The organism is Microcystis wesenbergii NRERC-220 (genome assembly GCF_032027425.1).
In the GTDB taxonomy this organism is placed as follows: Bacteria; Cyanobacteriota; Cyanobacteriia; order Cyanobacteriales; family Microcystaceae; genus Microcystis; species Microcystis wesenbergii_A.
Genome location: NZ_JAVSJA010000001.1, coordinates 1,889,558 through 1,908,291 on the forward strand (window position 1 = coordinate 1,889,558; position 18,734 = coordinate 1,908,291).

Sequence of the window (18,734 nt, forward strand, 5' to 3'; positions counted from 1 at the left end):
GGGGTTGGCTCTGGCGATGATTTTCCGGTTGGAACAGTTTACAATAAGATTTGTAAAAATTTATAAATAATTATGAGCGAAAAAGTTGTCCTGATTGTCGGCGCTACGGGGGGTATCGGTGCCACTTTAGCGCGGAAACTAGCTGTTAATGGTCATAAACTCGTATTAGTGGCCAGAAATGCCGATAATTTATCTAATTTAGCCAGTGAGTTGTCTTGTCCCTCTTTAATTGTGCCGACGGATATCACCAATCCCACTCAGGTAGAAACTTTGATGGCAAAAATTGTCTCCCATTACGGCCGGTTGGATGTGTTGGTTAATGCGGCCGGAGCCGGTGTGATGAAACAATATAATAAAATCACGCCGGAAGATTTAGATAAAATGCTCGACCTCAATCTGAAGGGGAGTTTTTATACCTGTCAGGCTGCCGCTAATGTGATGAAGGAAAATAAGGCCGGTCATATCTGTAATGTGGTGGGAATTTTGGGTAAGCATTCTATGGCTATGGCTGCCGCTTATTGTGCTTCTAAGTACGGGGTGGTCGGTTTTAGTAAATGTTTGGCTGATGAGTTAAAACGCTATGGTATTAAAATGACTTTATTCTATTTTGGTGGTGTCGATACTCCTTTTTGGGATCAGGTGAGCTTAAAAGTTGATCGCACTAAAATGTTAACCGCTCAAACCGCCGCCGATGCTATCTATTTTGCCATGAATGCTGAACCCCAAGCTGTCCCCATGGAAATTAATATTCAACCCGATAGTCATCTCTTTTTTTAGTCATCAGGAGTCGGTCGTCAGGAGTCGGTCGTCAGGAGTTGAGAGTTGGGGTTTTAGGGAGTTGGGGTTTTGGGGTATTAGTTGAAATTACCCTATCTCCTCACTCCCCCATTTCCCCATTTCCCCATTTCCCCACTCCCCACTTACTAACACTCAACCGCTTTTTTGACTTTATCTATGTTTATTGATCATATTCATTTTTATGTAGAATCGGCCAAAAAATGGCGAGATTGGTTTGTGCGGGTGATGGATTTTCAAGCGATCGCAAGTTTAGTTAATCTCCACACGCACACGGAAATAGTTGGCAATGGCATCCAAAAAGATAAAACTAAACAGATTATTTTTATCTTATCTTCTCCCTTAAATTCCCTTAGTCCCGTGGCGGAATTTTTAAGTAAATATCCTGAAGGGGTGGCGGATGTAGCTTTTCAAGTAGAGGATTTAGACAGTTTAGCTAGGAGAATTAAACAGGACATTTTTATTGAGGAAACTGTTTTGGCTAGGGGTAAGATAAAAAGCTGTCAAATCTCTAGCATTGCTGATCTCAAACATACGTTGATTGAAAGACAGGGAATCACGCCAATTTTAGCCGATCCTAATCTGATTGAGTATGATAGTAGGGAACAATATAATCAGGATATTCTGGCAATTGATCATTTAGTTTTAAATGTTTTTCAGGGTAATTTAGAGTTAACATCCAATTGGTATGAGGAAAATTTAGGCTTTAAAAAAAGGCAAGCTTTTACTATTAAAACGGAGCGTTCTGGTCTTTATTCTCAGGTACTTGTTCACCCCGAAACTGAATTAAAATTACCGATTAATGAACCAGATAGTAACAGTTCTCAAATTCAAGAATTTTTAGATATTAATCAAAAATCTGGTATTCAACACATTGCTTTAAAAACAGAAAATATTGTAAACTTAACTCAAAAATTAAGAGAAAAAAAGGTAGAGTTTTTATCAGTTCCCGACAGTTATTATCAACAAATTAACTATCAAAAGAAAGATTTTAATATTGCTGATTGGGAATGGTCAGAAATTAAAAAAAGGGAAATTCTCATCGATTTTGAACAAAATAGTTATTCCCTCCCGGAAAAGCCGACTTTACTGCAAATTTTCACTAAACCAATTTTTTCTCAGCCGACTTTCTTTTTTGAATTAATCGAGCGACGTCACGCCGCCAGAGGTTTTGGAGAAGGCAACTTCCGGGCCCTATTTGAAGCGATCGAACGGGAACAAATACAGCGAGGAACTTTAGATTAGAGTCAGAAAAGCGAGCATTTTTCCCATGAGACTAAGTAGGTAGGTGTTAAAAGTTTTCAGACACCCCCCTTATTAAGGGGGGCAGGGGGGATCGAACCTAAAATCCATTTTTAATTTAATTATAACCAGCTACTTATCAACGATAACGTAATTCGATCACATCTTTTTTGATCGTGACATCATAGGAACCAAAAAAGGTTTGTCCCAAGAGTCCTAATCCTTCCATTTGGGGAGAAATACCAACAATCTGATTAGATAAAACCACCTCGCCAACTTTAACAGAATTAATGCGACCAAGATAAACCGTAACGACACCGCCAGCGGTATGAGCGAGTACTTCCCTTTCCCGTTTGACTTTCATCGCTTTTGCCATGGCATCGGTAAGGACGATGCCACTAGCTCCCGTATCAAAAAGCATTTCATAATAGTGACGGTTATTAAAAACCACCATCACCGTGGGAATGCCGTTAACCCGGCGTTGAATCGGTAGCTGATAAACTTGCGGGGAATTTTTCCTATTTCTGGATGAACCGCCACAGAGACGGCTAAGATCTATGTGTTGTCCATCTGCTCTTTGGAGAAAGCATTCCGATTGAGCGAGAGTCGCGGTGGTGAAGGGAAATAACAGCAGGGTGCTGGACAAGGCGATCACAGAAATAGACCTATTCATGGGTTTAACATCGAGAAGACCGACTCGGAAAAGAACGCTTCTAGCTCTAAAATTCCCCAAAAATGCGGGAAAATAAGACGGTTTTAGCCAGGAGGCCAAGCCATTGGGCGATCGCCTAAGAGATGGACATGAAGATGATCGACGGTTTGACCCCCATGTTCCCCATTATTGATCACCACTCGATAACCTTGACTTAATTTAGCCTCGGCGGCCACTTTTTTAACAGTTAGTAACAAATGTCCCAATAAATCGCGATCGCTGTCGCTGGCTTCCTCTAGTTTCGGAATCGGTTTTTTGGGGATAATGAGGATATGGGTGGGTGCTTGGGGATTAACATCTCGAAAAGCGAGAACCAGATCATCTTCATAAACGATCGAGGCAGGAATTTCTTTCCGGATAATTTTGCTAAAAATAGTCTCGCTCATAGACAAATTGCTTTTTTTTTAACTATACCATTAAGCTCTCAGCTTTTCTGGCTAGGTTATCCCGATAAATAGGCTGATTTTCTGGGTAAATTCCCAGATAAAATCATTTTTATGCGGAAAACTAGCCTAACATCCTGTTTCATTTTCCTAAGAACTCACTTTATTTTTACTTGAGCCAAAATGTTAGCAAGGGTTTGGAGTGCGGCAATTATCGGCATTGATGCCATTAAAATCGGGGTAGAGGTGGATGTATCGGGGGGATTACCCGGAATTGCCGTGGTGGGTTTACCCGATACCGCCGTGCAGGAGTCGAAAGAAAGGGTAAAAGCTTCCCTAAAAAATGCCGGATTTGCCTTTCCCATCCGCAAAATTGTCATCAATTTAAGTCCCGCCGATATCCGCAAAGAGGGGCCGATTTATGATTTACCGATTAGTATCGGCATTTTAGGAGCCTCCGAACAGGTAGAAGCCGATTTACTGGGGGATTTTCTCTTTTTAGGTGAATTATCCCTCGATGGTAGTTTGCGTGCCGTGGCGGGGGTTTTACCCATTGCTGCCGCTGCCGAAAAAATGGGGATTAAGGGTTTAGTGGTTCCCGCCGATAATGCCAAAGAAGCGGCCGTGGTCAAAGGCGTACAAGTGTATGGGTTTCGTCATCTATCGGAAGTGGTAAATTTCTTAAATGAACCCGATCGCTATTCACCGATGACTTTTAACGCTGCCGAAGAATTTGGGCGATCGCAGGTAAATCTCCCCGATCTCAAGGATGTCAAAGGCCAAGCCATTGGTCGTCGGGCCCTGGAAATTGCCGCAGCTGGGGGTCATAACCTAATTTTTGTCGGGCCGCCGGGCAGCGGTAAAACCATGTTAGCGCGACGTTTACCCGGTATTCTGCCCCAGCTTACCTTTGGCGAATCCCTAGAAGTCTCCCAGATTCATTCCGTCGCCGGATTACTGAAAGATCGAGGTTCCCTGGTGCGCGAGCGTCCTTTTCGCAGTCCCCATCACTCCGCTTCCGGGGCAGCGCTGGTGGGAGGTGGCACTTATCCCCGACCGGGAGAAATCTCCCTTTCTCACCGTGGTATTTTATTTTTGGACGAATTAACGGAATTTAAGCGCAGTGTCTTGGAATATCTCCGGCAACCCCTAGAGGATGGTTATGTGAGCATTTCTCGCACTCGTCTTTCCGTCGCTTTTCCAGCCCGTTTTACCCTGGTGGCCAGCACCAATCCCTGTCCCTGTGGTTATTACGGCGATTCGGTGCAACCCTGCAGCTGTTCACCGCGACAACGGGAACAATATTGGGCGAAATTATCGGGGCCGCTTTTAGACCGTATTGACCTACAAGTGACGGTAAATCGCCTGAAACCGGAAGAAATGACCCAAGAGAGTCGGGGAGAAGCTTCTGAGCAAGTGCGGCAACGGGTAGAAAGGGCCAGACAAAAGGCCAGCGATCGCTTTCAGAATACGGGGATTCGCTCTAATGCGGAGATGAATTCCGAGCATTTGCGGCGTTTTTGCGCTCTTGATCATAGCAGTCGCCATATTTTAGAAGGGGCAATCCGAAAATTGGGTTTATCGGCCCGAGCAATGGATCGCATTCTCAAAGTTGCCCGCACCATTGCCGATTTAGGAGATAGTGAAATGCTGAAAAGTTCCCACGTTGCCGAAGCAATTCAGTATCGCACTCTCGATCGTTTAAGTTAGGGTTTGCGGCAAAAAGTTTGTTGCTGGGGTTAGGAGTCGGTCGTCAGGATTCAGGAGACAGGAGACAGCTTTTTTCTTCCCACTTCCCACTTCCCACTTCCCACTTTCAAGTCAGAATAACAGAATGACCTCCCACACAGCAAAAGCGATTAAGTAGGTAGGCGTTAAAAATTATCAGACACCCCCGTTATCAAGGGTAGGGTTGATTCATGAATCAACCCTACCTTATCAAGGGGGGATCAAGGGAGGATTAAAGGCAAAATCCATTTTTAATTTAATTATAACCAGCTACTTAATCGGGCGATTCTAAGCGTTTTTGCCATTCTCGATCGATTTTATCGGAGCGCTCGATCTCTTGTTCGAGATAGTCTTGATCCGTAGAATAACTAATATCAGCATCCCTAATCACTTTTTGGTCAGCAAATTGACGAGAGTAGGCCAGTTTTTGCTCTAATTCAGGATTATTTTGGGCTAATAGATCTGCTCTTTTTTCTCGCTTTTGATTGCGTTGATTCACCCGCTCATTTCTCCACTGCAAAAAGAAATAACGACCGAGGGGAATCCCCAAAAAAGCAGCGGCATAACTGAGGAGAAAACCGTAGATACCTGTGACTATCGACCCCAGAGAACCGCTCAAATCAACACTATCACTGTTGAGCAAATATCCTAAAACTAAAGCGAGGATAAAGTTAACCGCCCCTAAACCTAAAGCTAAGATAATTTGACCACTATCTGCTTCGCTAAACTTCCAGCGTTTTTCCTTTAGATAGGGGGAAACTGTTTGTAATTTTCTCTCTTTGGTTGTCACCTGTAGATCGGGAAAATAATAGATAATATCGCCTCGATCGGACACCTGCGGCAACCCATTAAAGCGAGTTAAAACTGGGAGTATATAGTCTTCTGTCTCCTCCTGACTAGGGGTAATACTATCGAGATAGGGGGCAATTTGTGGAGCGATAATCGAGCCACGATTATTTTGAATTACTTTACCGATAGTTTGCCAGCGTCTCTCCTCTAAATTAAAATTAGGATCGCCATCGCCAAAAAGAAAAGAAAAAACTGCCTCGAGAAAATTCATCTTACTAGGGGGTTTTTCTGCCTTAACTTCCCTATCTCTTTTTTCGTAGTAGTTATTACCAAAATCGGGATAAAAAATCCAGAAAAAGTCCGTGGGAAAGAAGTTAATATTAATGTTGTTATTTCCAGAATTGTTATCTGAGTCACTATCTTTGAACATTGAGGCTATCAGGATCGCTAGGATAGCAAACAAGAGGATTAAAATCGAAATAATTAAAACAATGCCAAAGGAAATGCGAATAACATAAAAAACTACTTGCCAGATTTTACTGGCGAAAGCTTTTAACTGCAATTGCCAATATTTATTCAGAAGAATTGAGCGAAAATTTTCAGGGAAAAGATAGATAATCTCCCCCGTATCTGCTACCTGTAAATGTCCCCCCGCTTCCGCCGCTAAAGCTAATAATCCCTGTTGTGCAGCGTTAATCTCTAAACCCGATTTTGCCGCCACATCACCCACCGTAACCCGATAGCCTAATTTTTCGATCGATTGTAATAGAGACTCTTGGGGATTCATAGAAAATACTGTTCCTGTCGATTATCCTCTTTTCTAGTTTAGTTTTGATTTTGTCTTTTTGGTGGCGGCTATCTTGATTGACAGGTGCGGCATTTTGGACTCGATCGAGAAAATATCGTTATAATTGTTCCAATAGTCGCAAAAAGCAGGGCTAAACTGTATAAATAGTTACTTTATAAGCAATTATCAGAGGTGAGCATGAATGCGTCGGAACAGGCAAAAGGATTAGAATTAACGGCGAAGATCGCCACACTCGTCAACCTGTTTAAACAACAATTCCCCGATGCAAAGGCAGATCTGAAACCTTGGCGCAATGATCCCCACACAAGGGAGTTAACGGATCCCGACTCGATCGATATCGCTTTCCATTTTCCCGGTTGGAGTCCCAGAATTCAAGGGCGCAGTATTCTGGTACAAATTCGTTTTCATCTCGATAGCGAGGATCAGCATCAGCGTTTGATTGGCTTAGAAATGCAGGCTTTTAACCATCAAGGAACCGCTTGGCGACTATCTACGGTGGAAAATTGGCAATTAGTCGGCAATTATCAACCTTCTCCTAAGGTGGCTGATAAGTTAAAATATTTCAGCCGGCAGGTGTTTGAAGTTTTTAAAAATGAGCATCGATAAGGCTCTTTCGGCACTCTCGGCAAAAGATCGTTATTCGATCGAGATTAAATCAGTCATAATGTCAAGCTATAGGACTAAATTAATTCTTGAAAGTGCTTCGCTTTAGCAGAAATTTTTAACATTTTTTCTGGTTGATCGTGAATCTCACTTTTTTGAGAAGGTTTACGGCTGCTCGTGGTTGTTTTAGAAATACTGATATTTTTAATACTAACAAAGCGATATTGATAGTCCTGAAGAAAATCGGGTTGATTCCAAAATAAGCGTCCGATTTCACGACAATAGGAGACAAAGCATTCGGCTCCTTTTAATTGTTTAATTATCGATGAATTAGAATCTCTGCTTTTCTTCATTTCCAAACAAAGGATAACTTTTTCAGTAGGGGTATTAGCGATAATTATAAAATCTGCACGCTTACATTCACCTTTATTACCAGTAAAAATTTTGCGGACATCAAAAAACTCATCTAGCTTGATCACAATAACTCGATCGGGTTCAGGCATTCCACTAATCACAAATGAATAGTTATCTTGATTTTCTATCAGTTTCAGTAAATAACTATCTCGTTTGTACTCTTTTTTATATTCCAACTCTACTATCGCACACTTGCTAATCATTTCTTTGAGGATAGCAATATCAGACATTACTCCTCACCCCAAATAATAGCCGTTTGAATACGATTCATATTTTCGATATTAGTATCAAAACTGCGCGCCTCAATACCCATTTCTGGATCAATTTTAGCGGGAGTTAAAGTGTTAAATTTGGTTTTTCTTTTTTGTCCTTTCAACATCTTTGAATCTTCTTCAGCAATATAGACTTTAACTTGATTAGCCGATAATAATTCCTCTTGTCTATAGCCTTCTTCTGCGGCAATTTGTTTCAGGTGTGGTTTATTATGGTTAAGCATAATTAATGTGTTGATTTCTTTGATAATATAATCACTGTGAGTAGTGATAAAAACTTTAATACCAATGTTGATCAGTCGAGCGAAAAGTTTAGCGATACGGCGTTGATTTTCTGGATGGAGATTTAATTCAGGTTCATCTACTATCAACAAATCTCCGATTCGAGCTTCGTGTCTTAAATAAAAGCCAATGTCTAAAAGAGAACGTACAGCACTAGAACTTTCATCCATCGATAGTCTAAGTTTTTTTCCTTTAGGAATGTAATAAAGTTCATCATTGCTAGTAATCATATATTGACCACCAATAATATCGGCAAAATCTTCTAAAATACTGGGATGATTTTCGGCGATAAAGCTATTTTTTTTGACAATTGTTTCTATTTGTCTAGTAAAATCTACATTTTTTTTGACTGGTAGCGCATAATCCTGAGAAACATTAAATAACAGTTCCCTAGGATTAAAATTGCTATTTTTACTAATTTCTTCCAGTAAACGATTACGAGCAAAATTTAACTCTTTGCGAAAAATTGCCGCTCCTGTCCTTTCTGCACTAGCAATAAATGGCCTGGGAAAAAACTGAGAGAAAATTATATCTTGGATGCTGTTGGAAATGATATATTCGATATATTCAAGAAAATCACCTCCCAGATTTATTTTTTCTGTTTCTGTTTCTGTTAATAATGCAATGGATAAATAAGGCTCATTTTCAGGTTTGCTAATCGAGATAATTTCCCATATTGCTGTACTAATTTTCTTTTCATACTTATCTTGAAATTGAATATTGTCAAAATTTAATTCTATCTGAAAATCAACATTTTTAAACCTCTCCTCGTTAGCCGCAAAAACTTCAGGTATTTGTTGAACATATCTTTGACAACCTGTAGTAATAATACTTTCACACTGTTGAACATACTCCTGTAGATCGAGACTAATTACACCATCAGAAAGTAGTTGCTCAATTTTTTCTTTGAGTCCAAATCTTGGCCCCGTTAATAGTCTTCGCCAATTGTCTAAAAAACCGAATAAAGCGTAGGTAGCATAAGTTTTACCTGTATTATTACCACCACAGATAATTGTGAGGTCGCCTAGACTGAATTCTGCCTGTTTTAAAATGCCAAGATTTTTAATTTTAACTTTCATGTTTGTCTTAGGTTTAATATTCACGATTATAGATAATTGTGGGTCATTTGATCAAGTTCCAAAATATACATTCAACTTTGGTTATCAAGGTTACTTACAGAAATTATAACCTTTCCAAGGCTTTTCTCTCTTTTTCAGTCACTTCTCGCCATTGACCGGGTTGTAATCCTGTTAAGCATAATTTATTGTTTTTGTCAATAGTAATGGCTGTTCTAATTAATCTTAAAGTGGGATAACCAACGGCAGCCGTCATCCGTCTTACCTGACGATTTCTTCCCTCAGTTAAGGTAATTTCTAACCAAGCGGTGGGAACAGATTTTCGATAACGAATCGGTGGCTCTCTCGGGGGTAAATCTGGTTCAAAATCTAGTAAATTAACTATTGCCGGTCGAGTGCGATAATCCTGAATAGGAAGACCTTGACGCAATTTTTCTAAAGCGTTTAGGTCTGGAATTCTTTCGACTTGTACCCAATAGGTGCGCGGATGAGCAAATTGACGATGACCCAAACGATGCTGTAATTGACCGTTATCTGTGAGTAATAATAATCCCTCGCTGTCCCTATCTAAACGACCGACAGAATAGATATTTGGGATGGGAATATAATCTTTTAAAGTCGAGCGCCCATTTTCATCAGTAAACTGACATAATACATCGTAGGGTTTATAAAAAAGGATATATTTATTCAAGGGAAAAAGGAGTCAGGAGATAAGTAGTTGTGCAAAATGAATTTCTTGGTTAGAATAGGCAAAAGGCAATAGGCAATAGGCAAGAGGTAGTTAGATATGTTTAATTAACTTTGCTTAGGTACTTAACTGATAACTGATAACTGACCACTGATAACTGATAACTGATTTAATCCCGTTGATGGGAGAATTGATAAGCACCGACAATCGAGAGAAGAATAGCGACGATTAATAAAATGGGGATAGCGAACCAAGGAAATTGATTAATATCGTAGGCTGCGGCTCTTAATCCCAGACTAGCATAGGTGAGGGGCAAGGCATAAACAATAATTTTTAATGCCCAGGGTAAGGTTTGGGGATCGAAAAAAGTTGCTCCTAAAAAAGACATCGGCACGATTAAAAAGTTATTATACAGACCGACACTTTCGATGGATGTAACTCGCAATCCGACAATTGCCCCTAAACCGGCAAAGACGGCACAATTTAAGATTAAAACTAATAAAAAGAGGGGATTGAGAAAACTGACAAATTTTCCTGTAAATAAGATAGCAACGAGAATCACTGATGCAGAAGTCATTACACCGCGCAAAATCCCCGCGAAAACTTTGCCTAAAAATAATGAGAGGGGATGGACGGGAAGCAATAATAATTCCTCGAAGGTTTTACTAAATAAGCGATCGCCACAGATGGAAAAGGTGGTTCCCCCGAAACTGATCGCCATTGAGGACAGGGCCACCATTCCGGGTAAAATAAATTCTAGATAGGAATCGCCGATCGAGGGTTTCATCGAGCGATCGAGGGCGCTTCCCAACCCCAACCCGAAACCGATAATATAGATTAGGGGAGAAACTAAACCTGTGGCGGCGATCTGAAGGACTCTCGCCCTTAAATCTAGCCATTCTCCCCAAAATACGGTTAAAGTGTCTGTTAATATCGTCTGAGCTTGAGCTAGTTTCACTGGTATTTTGGTTAATTAGTAAATATACTTTTAATAATAATTAATAATTGTCCCCTTTTTCAAGAGTGGCTCATCCCAGTTTAGTAAAATGTAGGGTGCGTTAGACGGCGACAATCTCTGCTTAAACTTGAATCTAACAATCCGTCGTAACGCACCACACCTATCATTAATTTAATTTGGTGCGTTACTACTACTACTTACTTATGATAAAATGCCTTCAAAGACAGGTAAGGGAAAACTTTCAATTATTCACTCAATAAAATAACTGATAGCCGAGATGAAACCCTGTTACTGCATTAATCCCGATTGTTCTCAACCAGGGCATCCGAGTAATAATAACTCGAATACTCGTTACTGTCAAAGTTGCGGCTCTCAATTGTTGTTAAATGGTAAATATAGGGTGAGTCGGTTATTGAGTGATACGACCGGTTTTGGCATTGTTTATGAGGCTTTTGAAGGTTTTACAGCCAAAATCCTCAAGGTATTACAAGAAAAATGGAATAATCAACCGAAAGCAGTGGAATTATTTAAACGGGAATATGACGTTTTATTAGAGTTGAGTCGTCAAAATGTCACCGGTGTTCCTCGAGCAGATGCCTATTTTCAATATTCCACGAGAGAAGGGAAAATATTACACTGTTTAGTTATGGAAAAAGTGGAGGGTATTGATTTAGAACAGTGGCTAAACCAGTATGATATTTTAAGTCAAAAACGAGCCTTAAAATGGCTGAGAGAAATTACTTTAATTCTCGATAAAATTCATCAACAGAATTGGCTGCATCGAGATATTAAACCTCCTAATATCATGATGCGGAATAGTGGCGAGTTGGTGTTAATTGATTTTGGCACAGCAAGGGAAGAAACCCAAACCTATCATCAAAAGGTAAAAGGTCAACAGGTGACAGGTATTACCTCAGCCGGATATACCCCCAATGAACAACAACATGGTCAAGCAGTGATTCAATCAGATTTTCATGCTTTAGGACGAACTTTTGTGCATTTATTAACCGGAAAACATCCTTTAGAAATTTATGATCCGATTAATGATGTTTTACCTTGGCGAGAAGAAACGGAAAATATTCACCCGTTATTGTTGGATTTTATTGACGAGTTGATGGGAAGATTGCCAAAGAATAGACCGGCTAATACTAGGGTTATTTTACAACGTTTAGATGAGATTGAACGGCAATTAAAGTTACCTCCTATAACTCCTACTATAACATCTCCACCACCAAATCCGCAGCCTGTTGTAACTCAAAAACAATCGCCAGTTATTCCTAAGATTAATTCTTCTCCGCCAGTTTCACCCGTACCTGTACCCAAAAAAACACCAGCACAACCGGTTAAAAATAATAATCTGAGAAATAGAATGAATGCTCTTGGTGGCGTTTTGTTATTAGGGATAGGAATAACCCAAGTTTACGGTTATTTTAAATATGACGAATTTCCTGCTAGTCCTCAATTATTAATATCTGGTTTATCTAGTCTTCGCTTCTTAGAGAAAACCCTTACTGGTCATTCTAACTCAGTTGAATCAGTAGCATATAGTCTCGATGGCCGCTATTTAGCTAGTCGTAGTGTGAACAACTGGTTCGGGGGTAGAACTATCAAAATTTGGGAAGTAGCAACGGGAAAACAATTGCCTACCCATAGCCTTATGGGTAGCTTTGTTGAACCAATGGTTAGTCCCGATGGCCGCTATTTAGCTAGTCAGAGTCATGACAATACTATCAAAATTTGGGAGGTAGCAACCGGAAAAGAACTGCGTACCCTTACTGGTCATTCTGACTGGGTTAGGTCAGTAGTATATAGTCCCGATGGCCGCTATTTAGCTAGTGCGAGTAGTGACAAAACTATCAAAATTTGGCAGGTAGCAACGGGAAAACAATTGCGTACCCTTACTGGTCATTCTCGCGGGGTTAGGTCAGTGGTATATAGTCCCGATGGCCGCTATTTAGCTAGTGGGAGTGTTGACAATACTATCAAAATTTGGGATGTAGTAACGGGAAAACAATTGCGTACTCTTACTGGTCATTCTAATGTGGTTTGGTCAGTAGTATATAGTCCCGATGGCCGCTATTTAGCTAGTCGTAGTGGTGACAAAACTATCAAAATTTGGGAAGTAGCAACGGGAAAACAATTGCGTACCCTTACTGGTCATTCTGAAGGGGTTTTGTCAGTGGTATATAGTCCCGATGGCCGCTATTTAGCTAGTCGTAGTGGTGACAAAACTATCAAAATTTGGGAAGTAGCGACCGGAAAAGAATTGCGTACCCTTACTGGTCATTCTGGTAGTGTTAGGTCAGTGGTATATAGTCCCGATGGCCGCTATTTAGCTAGTGGGAGTGGTGACAAAACTATCAAAATTTGGCGAGTGGGACAGTAAAGTTGTGTTGGGGGTGACAGCAATAACTTTTGTCTATCAAAAATGAGCGATACTTGCGGGAAACTGCACCGATGTCTTTAAAAATATTGGGTTTTGGCTCAAATTATTGAATCGAGCAGTTTTCTCCTAAATAGGGTATGCGGCAAAAAGTACGGGCGAAGCATTCGGATAGAAAATCTGGCGTTGTCATATCAGAATAGGAAAGATGCAATGCTCCGGTGCTGATTCGGAGCATCTTTCAATTTGACAACGCCGATTGTAGGGCTAATTCATGAATTAGCCCTACGCCGATTTTAGGGCTAATTCCACTGCTAAATCGAGCGACCCCTTCGACTTGGCTCAGGGCAAGTCTTGTTCCCCACTTAAGCCCAACTATCGGCACTATTCGTTCATTAAACACTAATTGTCAAGATGCAGGGTAATCTTTCCTATCAAAGTAATTTCCGTTCCGGTGCTGATTGGGAGCATCTTTCAATTTGACAACGCCGAAAATCTACAGTTTCACCGATAGGTTATTGTCCGAATGCTTCGCCCCTACAGGACGCGGGCCGATAAAGACGCAAGATTTTGAACGACGATTCTCTCACAATCTTGCACCTGTTTTGCGAGAAAAGCCACAAAATCTCTACCTTGCTTACATCTCACATTTATTCAGCAAACCCTATATAATGTGTATATTAACAATCTACTACACACAACTAGGGATAGGATGATGACTAACATTATCATTGATGACCAACTCATGGCTGATGCTCTTAAAGCTACTGGTTTAAAGACTAAACAAGAAGTTGTTGAATTGGGTCTTAAGACTTTGATTCGGCTCAAACAACAGGAGAAAATTAAAGCCTTTAAAGGTAAGCTTAAATGGGAAGGAAACCTTGAGGAAATGAGGCACAATCAATGATTCTTGTGGATTCCAGTGTTTGGATTGATTTACTGCTGGGAGTTGAGCCGATAGCTATTGGTGATAAGCTAAGACGCATTTAAAGCGCTTATTCTTAAGATTAGCCGAATCTCCCCCAATCCCTTTACTGTTGCCTCTTGCAAGAGTGCCTCTTGCCTCGTCTCAACAAGCAATTTAAATGCGCGGGCAGCTTATTATTCTCACCGAAGTTCTCCAAGGTTTTAGGAGTGATAAGGATTATCAAATAGCCTATCGCTTACTAACTTCATTGACTATTTATGATTTACTAGGTTTGAGAATGGCATTGAAAAGCGCGGACAATTATCGCCAGTTACGCAAGAAGGGGATAACTATTAGGAAAACTGCTGATGTTATTATTGCTTCCTTTTGTATTGAAAATAATCTTCCGCTGCTTTTTTCAGATAAAGATTTTATTCCTTTCGTGAAGCACTTAAAGCTAATTTCAGCTTGTCCTACTACTAATGATGAACGATGATTGAGTTGCGACTCATTTCTATTAACGAATGTTGAGTAAAAAGTGCTTCTATTTGGGTTAGATTATTCTGAAATAATGCTTCTAATTCGACATTTGTAATGTTACCCGCAGTCACTAGCAGAAGCTTATAAGGTTCTTGACTAATTAAAAATGAATCGAGAAAATCTGTGTCTTTGGTAATAACAATACGATTTTGTTGAATTGAAAGAGCGTTAATTTCTGCATCTGTCGTGGCATTTTATCGACTAAAAACTTCATGGTGCAATTTGGTAGATACTTTTTACCTGAGTCAACCGAGTGGCAAACAATAACGCGGCTAGAATATCCTCCCGTTCCAAATCATCGTAGTCGGCTAAAATGTCTTCGATACTCATGCCAGAACTAAGTAATTCTAGGATAAATTCAACAGGATAACGCAATCCTCGAAGGCAAGGTTTGCCATGACAGATATTTAAATCGAGGGTGATTCGCTGCAAAAGTTGGTTTTCCATCGGTAATTCAGTTGCTTGTCATCTGCCTTTTTCCCCAAGGGATATTTCTAAGAAGAGAGTTGCCCGCTAGTTTGTCCTTAGCTGCTATATTAACTGGTTAAACCGTGTTTTAGGGCAAAACGTACCAATTCCGTGCGACTATTAGTACCAGTCTTGCTAAATAAGCGACTGACGTATTTTTCTACGTTTCTGACGCTGGTTTCTAGACGACTGGCAATTTCTTTATTCATCAATCCCTCCGCTACTAAATCTAAAACGCTTTGTTCCCGGGGGGTAAGGTCAATTTTAATCGGGGGGGGAGTAGTAGTAAAAGTGTTCTGTTGTCCCACCTGCTGTTTTAATTCCCGGATATCTCGGGCAATTTCTTCTAATCTAGCGTTTTCGCTGGTGGCTTGCAAGGATTGACGACGGCGCTCGATTAAAGACTTGATTAATGCTTCTAATTCTTCGGGATCGAAAGGCTTGGATAAATAAGCATCACAACCGGCATTATAACCCTGAATGCGATCGCTCGTCATCCCCCTAGCAGTGAGAAAAACCACGGGAATTGTCTGAAAACGAGCATCTTCGCGCAATTTCTTGAGAAACTGATAGCCATCCACCTGCGGCATCATAATATCGGAGATGACTAATTCCGGAATTTCTTGATTGAGTAAATCCCAGGCTTCGTTAGCATTACTAGCAGTTCTTACCTCGAAGTCATCCCCGTACTGTAGATATGCTTGCACAGATTCACGAACCCCCGGTTCGTCATCCACTAACAAAACTTTCGCAGGTGTATCCATGAATTTCTCGCAGCGATCGAATATTGTCCGAATCCTATCTTATCAGCTAAGGAGATAGGAGTCAGTAGTCAGGAGGCGGTCGGCAGGAGGCAAAAGGCAAAAGGCAAAAGGCAAAAGGCAAAAGGCAAAAGGCAAAAGGCAAAAGGCAAAAGGCAAAAGGCAAAAGGCAGCTTTGTTCTTCCCACACCCCACTTCCCCACTCCCCACTCCCCACTCCCCACTTCCCACACCCCAGATCATCCTCAAGATAGTGACGGTGAGTTAAACTAGCAGATAGAACTAAAAAATTACAAAAATCACACAATGATTTTATAATCCTTTCACCATTCTTAATAAATCCCGTGACCATTCTCTGCTGGCTCGATCGCATTAGTGCTTCTGATCGCCCCCTGGTGGGGGAAAAAGCTTTTATTGCCAGTGAATTACACCAGCGAGGATACCCAATTATCAGGGGATTTGCCATTTTTAACCGCATTTTCGCGGAATTTTTGGAAACTATCAACAATGCTGACTCGTTTCTGACTGATTTTCCGCAGTCTTCCCTCTATTTAGACGTAGATGACGCCAAAGCTCTGCAATTAGTCGCCAAAGAGAGTCGGCGGGCCATTTTACAAGCGCAAATTCCTCCTCTCTGGTTAGAAGAACTAGGGGCGGCCGTGGCACAATTATCCATGGATACCCTAGTATGGCGCTTTTCCCTACCAGCTAATCTGGCTCGGCGAACTCTCGGTTTATTTTCCGCCCCAATCAGTGGAATTAAAGCAGATAATCTAGAAAATGCCCTAAAACAAGCTTGGGCGGAGTTATTCACCGCCAGAAGTCTATTTTATTGGCGAAAAATGGGAATTGGTTTAGAAAACATTCAATTATCTTTACTGGTACAACCGTTATTACCGGCTAATTGTGCGGGAAATCTGTTGATTAATGAGGATAACTGGAAAATTCAGGCGGTTTGGGGTTTAGTACACAGTTTAGTTAATGGAGAAGTGGCACCGGATACCTACATTATCGATCGCTCTGGTCAATTACGCAGTCGGCAATTAGGCAATAAATCCAGGGCTTATTATCTCAATAGTGACAGTAATCTGCTCGTACCACAATTATTAGCACCCAGTTTACAGGAAAGCTACTGTTTAGATAATTTCGCCCTCGATCGCCTTTGTCAGCTGGCTCAATCTCTGCTGACGGAAAAACCGACGTTAACCAGCATAGAATGGCTGATGATGCTGGATGGTCAAATTTATATTCTTAACTGTCACAGTCAGGAAATCACCGCTACTACCTGCCATTATCCCTTAAGAGGATTAGGGGCATCCCCAGGGTTGGCATCGGGAGTGGCAAAAGTGATCAGCAATTTCGACTCCCCAGAGGCAAATTTTCAGGATTGCATTTTGGTTACTACTAATTTACCTCCCAAAAAACTGCCCCATTTACGCCAAATTCGGGCAATGATCACGGAACAGGGGGGATTAACTAGCCATGGAGCCATTTTAGCCCGGGAATTAGCCATTCCTGCCGTTGTCGGGGTGAAAAATGCCACGGAAATTATCCGCTCAGGCGAGATAATTTTAGTAGATGGTACGAGGGGAATTATTTCTCTAGCATCTCAGGAACAGATTTCCTTACCCCCTCCACCCCCCAGAGAAACCGACGGCACGGCAATTGCTACCCGTTTGATGGTTAATCTCAGTCAAACTGAAAGTATTGCCGGAATCCAAGAACTGCCTATTGATGGGATCGGTTTATTGCGCTCAGAATGGATGATTTTAGAGTTACTTTCTCAGCGTAATCTAGAAGAATGGTTAACGCCAGAGCATCAAGAAGCATTGCTCGAGAGATTAAGTGATTTAATCGCACAATTTGCCCTTAGTATCCAGCCTAAGCCTTTATTTTACCGTTCTTTTGATGCTCAACATTCGACTAAAGACAGTCGGGGAACCCATGGTTATATATTAGATCCGACTCTATTCGATCTGGAATTGCAAGCTTTACGACGGGTACAAACCACCAGCGCCACCAATATTAATTTACTGCTTCCCTTTGTCCGCGGGGTTGAGGAATTTATTTTTTGCCGGCAACGGGTACAATCGGCTTTACTCACTCAAGTCCCTTCTTTCCAATTGGGGATAATGGTGGAAGTACCGGGGGTAATCTTTCAATTAGCGGATTATGTGCAAGCGGGGGTACAGTTAATCGCTATTGGTACTAATGATTTAACTCAATTACTTTTAGGTAGCGATCGAGAACATTTCTCAGAATATTTTAACGCCCGTCATCCCGCAGTCAGGGCAGCTTTAAAACAAATTATCACTCAAGCAAAAGTTTTACAGATTCCCTGTTCCGTTTGCGGTATGGCCATCGTCCAGTATCCTGAAATTATCGATGATCTGATTGCTTGGGGTGTGACTTCTCTTTCGGTGGATAGGGAGGCAGTTTTAGCCACTAGAGAGGCAATTGTTCGCGCCGAAAGAAGGTTTTTATTGGAAAATAGCAGATAATCTCGGCAAAAGGAGCGTTAGGGGTTGGCTGTTGAGGAAGATGTTAAGTAGGGTTTGCGGCAAAAAGTTTCTCGTGGGGTGTAGGGTGTAGGGTGTAGGGTTTTACCCATTTTCATCTGGTAAATTACCTAATTTTCCTAGAAGTTTCCTACTGTCTTTTCACTGATCACTGATTACTGTTTACTGATCACTGATTACTGTTTACTGTTTGCGGCTAGAAATCCATTGGTGGATTATCATACTTTGTGCTTTTTGTCAAAAAAACTTTTTTTTTGCAATAAAACTACACAAAAAAAAGATCATCGTTGTGGGTGAAATTGACTCATTTACCTGTCTTAGTTAGGATTACCTTCTCGGTGTGGCAAGGGTTTCAACCGTTGCTGCCCAAAAAAGCACAGAGTACCCCACTATGAAATTCAGTAAA

17 protein-coding genes and 1 pseudogene are annotated in these 18,734 nt (G+C 41.1%); 8 read left to right on the forward strand and 10 right to left on the reverse strand.

All coding sequences use genetic code 11. The features are described from left to right. Positions 1-72 precede the first annotated feature (72 nt). The gene (locus tag RAM70_RS09150; protein WP_045362044.1) at positions 73-777 is read left to right on the forward strand and encodes an SDR family oxidoreductase; all 705 of its coding nucleotides are present in this window, start codon (positions 73-75) and stop codon (positions 775-777) included. Positions 778-954: 177 nt separating this feature from the next. Then, positions 955-2,040, forward strand: coding sequence for a 4-hydroxyphenylpyruvate dioxygenase (gene hppD / locus RAM70_RS09155; RefSeq protein ID WP_045362038.1), 1,086 nt, complete (start codon positions 955-957; stop codon positions 2,038-2,040). 136 nt (positions 2,041-2,176) lie between these two features. Here hppD and RAM70_RS09160 read toward each other — a convergent pair whose 3' ends face one another. After that, positions 2,177-2,710, reverse strand: a complete 534-nt coding sequence (locus RAM70_RS09160; RefSeq protein WP_045362036.1) for a retropepsin-like aspartic protease family protein — start codon at positions 2,708-2,710, stop codon at positions 2,177-2,179. 83 nt (positions 2,711-2,793) lie between these two features. Continuing rightward, positions 2,794-3,135 (reverse strand): histidine triad nucleotide-binding protein, encoded by a 342-nt coding sequence (locus RAM70_RS09165; RefSeq protein WP_002803707.1) that lies wholly within the window; start codon positions 3,133-3,135, stop codon positions 2,794-2,796. A gap of 180 nt (positions 3,136-3,315) precedes the next feature. On the opposite strand from RAM70_RS09165, the gene RAM70_RS09170 reads away from it, so the two are divergent. Continuing rightward, positions 3,316-4,842, forward strand: a complete 1,527-nt coding sequence (locus RAM70_RS09170; RefSeq protein WP_045362034.1) for a YifB family Mg chelatase-like AAA ATPase — start codon at positions 3,316-3,318, stop codon at positions 4,840-4,842. A gap of 292 nt (positions 4,843-5,134) precedes the next feature. On the opposite strand, the gene RAM70_RS09175 is transcribed toward RAM70_RS09170, so the two are convergent. Continuing rightward, positions 5,135-6,436 carry a hypothetical protein gene (locus tag RAM70_RS09175; protein ID WP_045362031.1) on the reverse strand — a complete coding sequence of 434 codons (1,302 nt, stop codon included), beginning with the start codon at positions 6,434-6,436 and terminating at the stop codon, positions 5,135-5,137. A gap of 198 nt (positions 6,437-6,634) precedes the next feature. On the opposite strand from RAM70_RS09175, the gene RAM70_RS09180 reads away from it, so the two are divergent. Beyond that, positions 6,635-7,063 (forward strand): Tery_1686 family protein, encoded by a 429-nt coding sequence (locus RAM70_RS09180; protein WP_002743840.1) that lies wholly within the window; start codon positions 6,635-6,637, stop codon positions 7,061-7,063. 74 nt (positions 7,064-7,137) lie between these two features. On the opposite strand, the gene RAM70_RS09185 is transcribed toward RAM70_RS09180, so the two are convergent. From RAM70_RS09185 to RAM70_RS09200, 4 genes are all read right to left on the reverse strand, one after another. Next, positions 7,138-7,704: a hypothetical protein gene (locus RAM70_RS09185; RefSeq protein WP_190381712.1), complete on the reverse strand. Its 567-nt coding sequence runs from the start codon at positions 7,702-7,704 to the stop codon at positions 7,138-7,140. Then, complete coding sequence (locus RAM70_RS09190; protein WP_312675864.1) at positions 7,704-9,107, reverse strand: AAA family ATPase; 1,404 nt, start codon at positions 9,105-9,107, stop codon at positions 7,704-7,706. Before RAM70_RS09190 ends, RAM70_RS09185 begins: the two co-directional genes overlap by 1 nt. Positions 9,108-9,210: 103 nt before the next feature. Next, positions 9,211-9,795: a pseudouridine synthase gene (locus RAM70_RS09195; protein ID WP_002751273.1), complete on the reverse strand. Its 585-nt coding sequence runs from the start codon at positions 9,793-9,795 to the stop codon at positions 9,211-9,213. Positions 9,796-9,961: 166 nt separating this feature from the next. Continuing rightward, positions 9,962-10,750: an ABC transporter permease gene (locus RAM70_RS09200; RefSeq protein ID WP_287999187.1), complete on the reverse strand. Its 789-nt coding sequence runs from the start codon at positions 10,748-10,750 to the stop codon at positions 9,962-9,964. 277 nt (positions 10,751-11,027) lie between these two features. Between RAM70_RS09200 and RAM70_RS09205 the strand changes: the two genes are divergently transcribed. The 3 genes from RAM70_RS09205 (at position 11,028) to vapC (ending at position 14,536) form a co-directional block, all read left to right on the forward strand. Beyond that, positions 11,028-13,136, forward strand: coding sequence for a protein kinase domain-containing protein (locus RAM70_RS09205; protein ID WP_312673406.1), 2,109 nt, complete (start codon positions 11,028-11,030; stop codon positions 13,134-13,136). A 709-nt stretch (positions 13,137-13,845) separates the two neighbouring features. Beyond that, entirely contained in the window at positions 13,846-14,040 is a 195-nt protein-coding gene (locus RAM70_RS09210; RefSeq protein WP_002752171.1) for a type II toxin-antitoxin system VapB family antitoxin, read from the forward strand. Between the two features lie 178 nt (positions 14,041-14,218). Then, on the forward strand, positions 14,219-14,536 hold the full coding sequence (vapC, locus tag RAM70_RS09215; RefSeq protein ID WP_045358657.1) for a type II toxin-antitoxin system VapC family toxin: 318 nt from the start codon (positions 14,219-14,221) through the stop codon (positions 14,534-14,536). Here vapC and RAM70_RS09220 read toward each other — a convergent pair. The 3 genes and pseudogenes from RAM70_RS09220 to RAM70_RS09230 form a co-directional block, all read right to left on the reverse strand. Continuing rightward, positions 14,520-14,756, reverse strand: a pseudogene (locus tag RAM70_RS09220) (DUF5615 family PIN-like protein); the annotation flags it as partial. The gene vapC and the pseudogene RAM70_RS09220 sit on opposite strands and share 17 nt — an antisense overlap. Positions 14,757-14,790: 34 nt before the next feature. Next, positions 14,791-15,027, reverse strand: coding sequence for a DUF433 domain-containing protein (locus RAM70_RS09225; protein ID WP_002752166.1), 237 nt, complete (start codon positions 15,025-15,027; stop codon positions 14,791-14,793). Positions 15,028-15,116: 89 nt separating this feature from the next. Beyond that, entirely contained in the window at positions 15,117-15,812 is a 696-nt protein-coding gene (locus RAM70_RS09230; protein WP_002795661.1) for a response regulator transcription factor, read from the reverse strand. Positions 15,813-16,153: 341 nt separating this feature from the next. On the opposite strand from RAM70_RS09230, the gene RAM70_RS09235 reads away from it, so the two are divergent. Beyond that, complete coding sequence (locus tag RAM70_RS09235; protein ID WP_312673412.1) at positions 16,154-18,310, forward strand: putative PEP-binding protein; 2,157 nt, start codon at positions 16,154-16,156, stop codon at positions 18,308-18,310. Positions 18,311-18,734: the final 424 nt, after the last annotated feature.

Coding starts and splice junctions, on each gene's coding strand:
- RAM70_RS09150 (WP_045362044.1), top strand. CDS start 73: ATGAGCGAAAAAGTTGTCCTGATTGTCGGCGCTACGGGGGGTATCGGT.
- hppD (WP_045362038.1), top strand. CDS start 955: ATGTTTATTGATCATATTCATTTTTATGTAGAATCGGCCAAAAAATGG.
- RAM70_RS09160 (WP_045362036.1), bottom strand. CDS start 2,710: ATGAATAGGTCTATTTCTGTGATCGCCTTGTCCAGCACCCTGCTGTTA.
- RAM70_RS09165 (WP_002803707.1), bottom strand. CDS start 3,135: ATGAGCGAGACTATTTTTAGCAAAATTATCCGGAAAGAAATTCCTGCC.
- RAM70_RS09170 (WP_045362034.1), top strand. CDS start 3,316: ATGTTAGCAAGGGTTTGGAGTGCGGCAATTATCGGCATTGATGCCATT.
- RAM70_RS09175 (WP_045362031.1), bottom strand. CDS start 6,436: ATGAATCCCCAAGAGTCTCTATTACAATCGATCGAAAAATTAGGCTAT.
- RAM70_RS09180 (WP_002743840.1), top strand. CDS start 6,635: ATGAATGCGTCGGAACAGGCAAAAGGATTAGAATTAACGGCGAAGATC.
- RAM70_RS09185 (WP_190381712.1), bottom strand. CDS start 7,704: ATGTCTGATATTGCTATCCTCAAAGAAATGATTAGCAAGTGTGCGATA.
- RAM70_RS09190 (WP_312675864.1), bottom strand. CDS start 9,107: ATGAAAGTTAAAATTAAAAATCTTGGCATTTTAAAACAGGCAGAATTC.
- RAM70_RS09205 (WP_312673406.1), top strand. CDS start 11,028: ATGAAACCCTGTTACTGCATTAATCCCGATTGTTCTCAACCAGGGCAT.
- RAM70_RS09210 (WP_002752171.1), top strand. CDS start 13,846: ATGATGACTAACATTATCATTGATGACCAACTCATGGCTGATGCTCTT.
- vapC (WP_045358657.1), top strand. CDS start 14,219: ATGCGCGGGCAGCTTATTATTCTCACCGAAGTTCTCCAAGGTTTTAGG.
- RAM70_RS09225 (WP_002752166.1), bottom strand. CDS start 15,027: ATGGAAAACCAACTTTTGCAGCGAATCACCCTCGATTTAAATATCTGT.
- RAM70_RS09230 (WP_002795661.1), bottom strand. CDS start 15,812: ATGGATACACCTGCGAAAGTTTTGTTAGTGGATGACGAACCGGGGGTT.